The organism is Mesorhizobium sp. M7A.F.Ca.CA.002.15.2.1 (genome assembly GCF_003998715.1).
GTDB classification, from domain to species: Bacteria; Pseudomonadota; Alphaproteobacteria; order Rhizobiales; family Rhizobiaceae; genus Mesorhizobium; species Mesorhizobium ciceri.
This window is the reverse complement of the sequence record NZ_RZPI01000235.1, coordinates 1-7,518: the sequence shown is the minus strand read 5'-3', so window position 1 is coordinate 7,518 and position 7,518 is coordinate 1. Positions and strand designations below refer to the sequence as shown.

Below are 7,518 nucleotides of genomic sequence, written 5' to 3'. Positions count from 1 at the left end.
TGGTAGAATTTAGAAAAAACAGTTTTGCGGCTTTTCTCGCCGGGCGCTAAAAGAGCCACAAATCAAGGCCTGCGACAGAAGCTTGAATCCGCTCTATCTGTAAATGAGAAATATTTTTCTCTTGGCCGGGATGCTTTCAGAAAAGCAATTGCATCCCGATAAGGGATGCGCGAGTGCGTTCCTTCTGGTTTCTCGCGCTCGCGCGTAGAACTGCAAGCTCATTGAGGATTCCGCTCGCGTCCATGTCGCACACTGCTCCCAAGCTCAACGCCTTCCCCGTGTTCATGCGGGTTGAGGGCGAAGCTGTGGCCATCGTCGGGGGCGGCGAAGAGGCGCTGGCCAAGGCGCGGCTGATCGGACAGTCGAGCGCGCTCCTGCGGATCGTCGCGGAACACGCCGAGCCCGACCTGCTCGCCTTCGTCGCCCAGGCCGGCGCGACTCATTTTGCCGCGGCTTACGAGGCGTCGCAGCTCGAAGGCGCGGTCATGGTGTTTGCCGCCAGCGGCGACGAGGAACTCGACCGCCGGGTGGCCGCGGATGCGCGCCGCCTAGGCATTCCGGTCAATGCCGTCGATCGGCCTGAGCTTTGCGATTTCTTCACCCCGGCGCTGGTCAACCGCGCGCCGGTGGCCATCGCCATCGGCACCGAGGGTGCAGGCCCGGTGCTTGCCCAAATGTTGCGCGGCCGCATCGACCGCATGCTGTCGCCGTCGCTCGGGCCGCTGGCAATTCTTGCGGCTTCGTTTCGCGGGGCTGCCGAGAAGCTGCTGCCGAGAGGCAATGCCCGCCGCCGCTTCTGGAATGATTTCTTCGCTGGCGCTCCTGCGCGCGCGGCTGAAGCCGGCCAGCTTTCGCAGGCGCATGACGCCGCCGTCGATCTTCTGCTGTCGAACACGCCCGCTTGCGGTCACATCGCGCTGGTTGGCGCCGGTCCGGGCGCCGAGGATCTATTGACCTTGCGAGCCCATCGTCTGCTGATGGAAGCCGATGTCATCGTCCATGACGCCCTTGTGCCCGAGGCGGTCGTTGCCATGGGTCGCCGCGATGCCGAGCGCCTGCCGGTCGGAAAGCGCAAGGGCTGCCACACCAAGAGCCAGGCTGAGATCAATGCGCTGCTGGTCGAGCTTGGCCGTGAAGGCAAGCGTGTCGTGCGGCTGAAGTCTGGCGATCCGCTGGTGTTCGGCCGGGCCGGCGAAGAGATGGCGGCACTTCGCGACGCCGGCATCGCCTATGAGGTGGTCCCGGGCGTCACCGCGGCCTTTGCCGCCGCCGCCGATTTCGAACTGCCGCTGACCTTGCGCGGTGTCTCCTCGTCGATGGTGTTCACCACCGGCCACGACCTCAAGGGCAATTCGCTGCCCGACTGGGCCAAGCTCGCGATTTCCGGCGCTACCGTCGCCGTCTATATGGGCCGCTCGGTGGCGGCCGAGGTTGCCGGACGGCTGATCGAGGCCGGCCTGTCGCCGGACACTGCGGTGGCCGTGGTCGAGAATGCCAGCCTCGCCAACCGGCGGCGCTTCCACGGCACGCTTGCCGACCTGCCGTCGCTGGAAGCGCGCGCCGATCTTTCCGGCCCAGTCATGACCATCATCGGCGATGCGGTCGCCGGCGCCAACTTTGAACGGTCCGAGCCGCTGGCGGCACACAGGCATGAAGGCGCGTCCAGTTCGGTCGCCGAAGGAGTTCAGCAATGAAGATACTGACCGCCAACCGCCTCACCGACGGCATCGCCGTCTGGTACGCCGATGGCGGCTGGGCCGAGACGGTGGATCATGCCGACCTCGCCCATGACAAGGCAGCCGATGACAGGCTCGAGGCGATCGGCGCCAAGGCCTATGCCGCCAACGAAGTGGTCGACGTCAATTTGATCGACGCCGAAGTCGTCAACGGCGTCGTCCAACCGGTGCGGCTGCGCGAGAAGATCCGCGCCGCCGGCCCGACCATCCGCAACGATCTCGGCAAGCAGGCTGCGCGGGCAGCATAACCAAGACACCAGGCATGGGCGGACGCGCCCTGAAAGACCAAGCATGTACCGTTACGATGAGTTCGACCACGATTTTGTCCAGGCCCGCGTCGCCGAGTTCAGCGACCAGGTGCAGCGCCGTCTTGCCGGCGAGATCACCGAGGACCAGTTCCGGCCATTGAGGCTGATGAACGGCGTCTATCTGCAGCTGCATGCCTACATGCTGCGCATCGCGGTGCCCTATGGCACGCTGAACGGCAAGCAGCTGCGCATGCTCGGCCACATCGCCCGCAAATACGACAAGGGCTACGGCCATTTCACCACGCGCCAGAACATCCAGTTCAACTGGCCGGCGCTGTCGGACATTCCGGCGATCCTGGCCGATCTCGCAAGCGTCGAGATGCACGCCATCCAGACCAGCGGCAATTGCATTCGCAACGTCACCGCCGACCACTTCGCCGGCGCTGCCGCCGACGAGGTCGCCGATCCGCGTCCCTACGCGGAAATCCTGCGCCAGTGGTCATCGGTGCATCCGGAATTCTCGTTCCTGCCGCGCAAATTCAAGATCGCGGTGACGGGGGCCGAGCGCGACCGCGCCGCCATCCAGACCCACGACATCGGCCTGCACCTGAGGAAGAACGCCGCCGGCGAACTCGGTTTCGCCGTCTATATCGGCGGCGGCCAGGGCCGCACGCCAATGGTTGCCCGCAAAATCCGCGACTTCCTGCCGGAAGCCGACCTTTTGTCCTACTGCACGGCGATCCTGCGCGTTTACAACCTCTATGGCCGCCGCGACAACAAGTACAAGGCGCGCATCAAGATCCTCGTCCATGAGACCGGGGTCGAGGAGATCACCCGCCAAATCGAGGCCGAGTGGCAAGAGTTGAAAGACGCCCAGCTGAAGCTGCCGGAAGCCGATATCCGCGCCATCGAGGCCTATTTCGCGCCACCGGCACTCGCTGAGCGGCCGGAAGGCGACCAGGCGGTCAAGCTGGCGCGGCTCGATTCCAAGGGGTTCTCGGAGTGGCTCGACCAGAATGTCGTGACGCACCGCCATCCCGATTATGCGGCTGTGACGATCTCGCTGAAGGGCATCGGCGAGGTGCCTGGCGACGCCTCGGACAGCCAGATGGACGCAATCGCCGGCATCGCCGAGACATATGGCTTTGACGAGCTGCGTGTCAGCCATGAGCAGAACCTGATCCTGCCGCATGTGGCCCGCGCCGACCTCAAGGCGGTCTATGATGCGCTGGTCGGCATCGGCCTGGCGACGGCCAATTCCAACCTGATATCGGACATCATCGCTTGCCCGGGCCTCGACTACTGCGCGCTGGCCACGGCGCGCTCGATCCCAATCGCGCAGGAAATCTCGCGCCGCTTCGCCTCGCTTGAGCGGCAGCGCGAGATCGGCGAACTGAAGCTGAAGATCTCCGGCTGCATCAACGCCTGCGGTCATCACCATGTCGGCCACATCGGCATCCTCGGCGTCGAGAAGAAGGGCTCCGAACTCTATCAGGTGACGCTGGGCGGCTCGGCCGACGAGAACACCTCGGTCGGCGAGATCATCGGCCGCGGCTTCTCTTCGGAAGAGATCACCGACGCCATCGAACAGATCGTCGAGACCTATCTCGGCCTTCGGCTCGACCCACAAGAGAAATTCATCGACGCCTACCGCCGAGTCGGTCCCGCGCCGTTCAAGGAGGCGCTCTATGCTGGCGAAGCCAAGGCCGCTTGACCGTATTGGAGACGTCGATGACGGCATCGCCGCCAAAGCGGCAGGGCTCGACGCGCTCTATGGTCATCTGAAGCCGCTCGAGATCATCGAACGCTCGGCCCGCGAACTGTTCCTCGACGAGATCGCGGCGGTGTCGTCGTTCGGCGCGGATTCGGCTGTGCTGCTGCACATGATCGCCAAGATCGACCGGACGCTGCCGGTCATCTTCCTCGACACCGGCAAGCATTTCGAGGAGACGCTCGGCTATCGCGATGCGCTCGCCGCCGATTTCGGGCTGACCAACATAAGGGTGATCAAACCCGAGGAAGCAGCACTCGAACGGATCGATCCGACGGGCAATCTGCACCAAAGCGATACCGATGCCTGCTGCGACGTGCGCAAGGTGGAGCCGCTGGCGCGCGGTGTCGCGCCATTTCGTGCCTGGCTCACTGGCCGCAAGCGTTTTCAGGCCGCGACGCGGGCAGCGCTGCCGGTGTTCGAGGCGGTCGGTCCGCGCATCCGCATCAATCCGCTGGCGCATTGGACGACATCGGACCAGGCCGACTATATGCGCGCGCATGCGCTGCGCGAAAATCCGCTGGTCGCTTATGGCTATCTGTCGATCGGCTGCTTCCCGTGCACGCAGCCGGTGCAGCCGGGCGAGGACGCGCGCAGCGGCCGCTGGGCCGGTCATGCCAAGACCGAGTGCGGCATTCACCTGTCGGGGCTGGAGAAGTCGCTGACCGACGCATCCCTTTAGGATATGCTGATATTCAGGTAAGGCTGGCCTGCAAACGGCGGCTTCCTGCGCTTCCGGTGCTCACGTACTTCAAGTATGCTCCGCTCCGGTTCTCGGAAGCCGCCATTTTCGGCGCAGCCTGACCTGAATCTCAACACATCCTTGGTTTCGTTTGACTGTTTAGGAACTTTTTGATGACTGAACCGACGACACCGGAGACCCGGCTCTGGACCCCTGCGGGTTTTCAGGAGGATGAGTGGACGCATGCCGAAAGCGCCGATGCGCTGTCCGGCAACGGCCGCTTCATCCTGCCGTTGCAAGTCTTCCTCGATCTCGATCCGGAGGTGCGCCGCTCGGCCAAGGAACGGCTCGGCGTCCTGCTGCAGCCGGGTGATCAGCTCGAGAAGGTCGCCGACCTGCTCGACCAGCTGTCGCTGGTGGCGCTGGCCTTTCCGGCCTTCAGCGACGGCCGCTCCTTCTCCAAGGGAGAGCTGCTGCGCGGCCGCTACCATTTCGAAGGTGCCGTTCGCGCTACCGGCCAGGTGCTGGTCGACCAACTGCCGCATATGCTGCGGCTGGGCTTCGACGAGTTCGAGATATCGAACCCCGTGCTGTTGAAGCGCCTGGAGGAGGGCCGCACCGGCGGATTGGGGCTCTACTACCAGCCAGCCGCCGTGCCGGAACCAAAAGGCCCGAAATACTCCTGGCGGCGCGTTCGCAGCGGCTGACGTTGCGGTAATTCCGCGCGTCTTTACAACGCCCCCTGTTCAAGCCTTCTCTTGAGCTTCCGGATGGAAAATCCGGAATGATCGGGGAGGGTCTTCATGCGTTACGACTATGTCATAGCCGGCGCTGGGTCCGCCGGCTGTGCGCTTGCCGCACGGCTTTCGGAAGACCCCTCGAAAACGGTCTGCCTGATCGAAGCTGGCGGCGAGGGCAGGGATATGCTGATCCGCGCTCCGGCTGGCATTATCGGTATGCTTTCCGGCCGGCCCAGGATCAACAATTGGGCCTTCGAAACCGTGCCGCAGCAAGGTCTTGGCGGCCGCAAGGGCTACCAGCCGCGCGGCAAGGCGCTGGGCGGCTCCAGCGCCATCAATGCGATGCTCTATGTCAGGGGCCATCGCAGCGACTATGACGAATGGGCCGATCTGGGCTGTGAGGGCTGGTCATGGGATGAGGTTCTGCCCTATTTCCGGCGCGCCGAAGGCAATGAGCGCGGCACTGATGCCCTGCATGGCGGGGACGGCCCGTTGAAAGTGTCGAACCAGCGCTCGCCGAGGCCAATCGCCAAGGCCTTCATAGAGGCTTGTGCCGAAAACCAGATTCGCGCCTTGGACGATTTCAACGGACCGGAACAAGAGGGCGCCGGCTATTTCCAGGTGACCCAATTTGCCGGTGGCGCCCGTAATGGCGAGCGCTGTTCGACTGCCGCCGCCTATCTCCATCCGGTGATGCAGCGGACCAATCTGACCGTGATCACGCGGGCGCACGCCACAGGCATCGTCCTTGACGGCAAGCGGGCCACCGGTATCCGCTACCGGACACGCAAAGGCGAGGCAGTGGCGCAGGCGTCGTGCGAGGTGATCCTGTGTGGCGGTGCCTTCGGTTCGCCGCAGTTTCTGTTGCTGTCGGGTATCGGCCCGGCGGCCGAACTTGCCGTGCATGGCGTTCCCGTCGTCCACGAATTGCCGGGCGTCGGCAAGAACCTGCAGGACCACCTCGATTTCATCGTCGGCTGGAGATCGAAGGACACCGATATGCTTGGCATGAGCCCGCGCGGCGCGTTGGGTTTCCTACGGCATATCGCGCAGTGGCGGCGGGATGGGACCGGGCTGATCGCCTCGCCGGCGGCCGAGAGCGGCGCTTTCGTCAAATCCGACCCGGCGCTTGAGCGCCCTGACCTGCAGCTGCAATTCGTCATCGGGCTGGTCGAAAACCATGCGCGCACGCTGCACTACGGCTTCGGCTTCTCCTGTCATGTCTGCATATTGCGGCCGCACTCGCGTGGCGAGGTTGGGCTGGCCAGCGCCGATCCACTTGCCGCGCCGCGCATCGATCCGCGCTTTCTCAGCGACCAGCGCGATGCGGAGCTGCTGTTGAAAGGCGTGAGGATCACCCGGCAGGTGCTGGCTTCACCGGCGCTGACGCGCTACCGGCACAAGGAAATGCACATCGCCGGCGAGCCAAGCGATGCCGATCTGATGACCCATATCCGTACCCGCGCCGACACGGTCTATCACCCGGTCGGCTCCTGTCGGATGGGCGTCGACGAGATGGCGGTGGTCGATCCGCAACTCAAGGTGCGCGGGCTTGAAGCCTTGCGTGTCGTGGACGCCTCGGTGATGCCGACACTGATTGGTGGCAACACCAATGCGCCAACCATCATGATCGCCGAAAAGGCCGCCGACATGATCAGGGCTGCCTGGTAGGAGCTCCAGGCGCGGTGCCTATAGACTGGCGGTCGTTTTACTTTTCTTGGTTTGACGCAATTGCCCCAGGGAAAACGCTACGCGCTTTCCCTGGAAACCGTTCACCACTTCTGCTGGAATTGCTTAAGCCGCCGCCCGTGCCTCGCGGAACGACACCAGCTTGCGGCGGTTCTCGTCCCACAACGCCAGTTTAACGCAGCGCAGGCTTTCCAGCAGCGTGACACGGCCGATGTCGCGCAGCTCGGGATAATCCCGCAGCACTTCCTGCAACCGGTAGCACGGCACCTTGGCGGAGAGGTGATGGACGTGATGGACACCGATGTTGCCGGTGAACCAGTTCAGCACCGGCGGGAGGTCGTAATAGGACGATCCGTGCAAGGCGGCGTGCTGGAATTCCCAGTCGACATCCTTCGCCCATTCCGTTTCCTCGAACTGGTGCTGGACATAGAACAGCCAGATGCCGGCCGAACCGGCGAGGATGACGATCGGCAGGTGGACCACCAGGAACGCGCCGGGACCGACGAACCAAATGAGGATGGCTGCTGCGACCGCGATGCCAAGATTGGTGGTCATCGACGACACCCAAGGGGTCAGGCCGCCGCGCATCATGCCGACGGGCAGCCTTTGCTCGAAGATGAACAGCCAGATCGGACCGAGCCCGAACATCACC

The 7,518-nt window shown here is 64.0% G+C and carries 7 protein-coding genes; 6 read left to right on the top strand and 1 reads right to left on the bottom strand.

Annotation, left to right across the window (positions count from 1 at the left end; genetic code table 11):
* Positions 1 to 242 precede the first annotated feature (242 nt).
* From cysG to ENZ74_RS15110, 6 genes are all read left to right on the top strand, one after another.
* Entirely contained in the window at positions 243 to 1,694 is a 1,452-nt protein-coding gene (gene cysG / locus ENZ74_RS15135; protein WP_024502841.1) for a siroheme synthase CysG, read from the top strand.
* Positions 1,691 to 1,984, top strand: a complete 294-nt coding sequence (locus tag ENZ74_RS15130; RefSeq protein ID WP_013529562.1) for a DUF2849 domain-containing protein — start codon at positions 1,691 to 1,693, stop codon at positions 1,982 to 1,984. Before cysG ends, ENZ74_RS15130 begins: the two co-directional genes overlap by 4 nt.
* Before the next feature lie 43 nt (positions 1,985 to 2,027).
* Positions 2,028 to 3,698 (top strand): nitrite/sulfite reductase, encoded by a 1,671-nt coding sequence (locus ENZ74_RS15125; RefSeq protein ID WP_063169017.1) that lies wholly within the window; start codon positions 2,028 to 2,030, stop codon positions 3,696 to 3,698.
* Complete coding sequence (locus ENZ74_RS15120) at positions 3,673 to 4,437, top strand: phosphoadenylyl-sulfate reductase (RefSeq protein WP_024502838.1); 765 nt, start codon at positions 3,673 to 3,675, stop codon at positions 4,435 to 4,437. Before ENZ74_RS15125 ends, ENZ74_RS15120 begins: the two co-directional genes overlap by 26 nt.
* Before the next feature lie 173 nt (positions 4,438 to 4,610).
* Entirely contained in the window at positions 4,611 to 5,144 is a 534-nt protein-coding gene (locus ENZ74_RS15115) for a DUF934 domain-containing protein (protein ID WP_063169016.1), read from the top strand.
* Between the two features lie 96 nt (positions 5,145 to 5,240).
* Positions 5,241 to 6,848, top strand: coding sequence for a GMC family oxidoreductase N-terminal domain-containing protein (locus tag ENZ74_RS15110; protein WP_063169015.1), 1,608 nt, complete (start codon positions 5,241 to 5,243; stop codon positions 6,846 to 6,848).
* A gap of 123 nt (positions 6,849 to 6,971) precedes the next feature.
* On the opposite strand, the gene ENZ74_RS15105 is transcribed toward ENZ74_RS15110, so the two are convergent.
* Positions 6,972 to 7,518, bottom strand: a 547-nt coding sequence (locus ENZ74_RS15105; RefSeq protein ID WP_206522283.1) for a fatty acid desaturase, incomplete at its 5' end; no start/stop codon positions are given.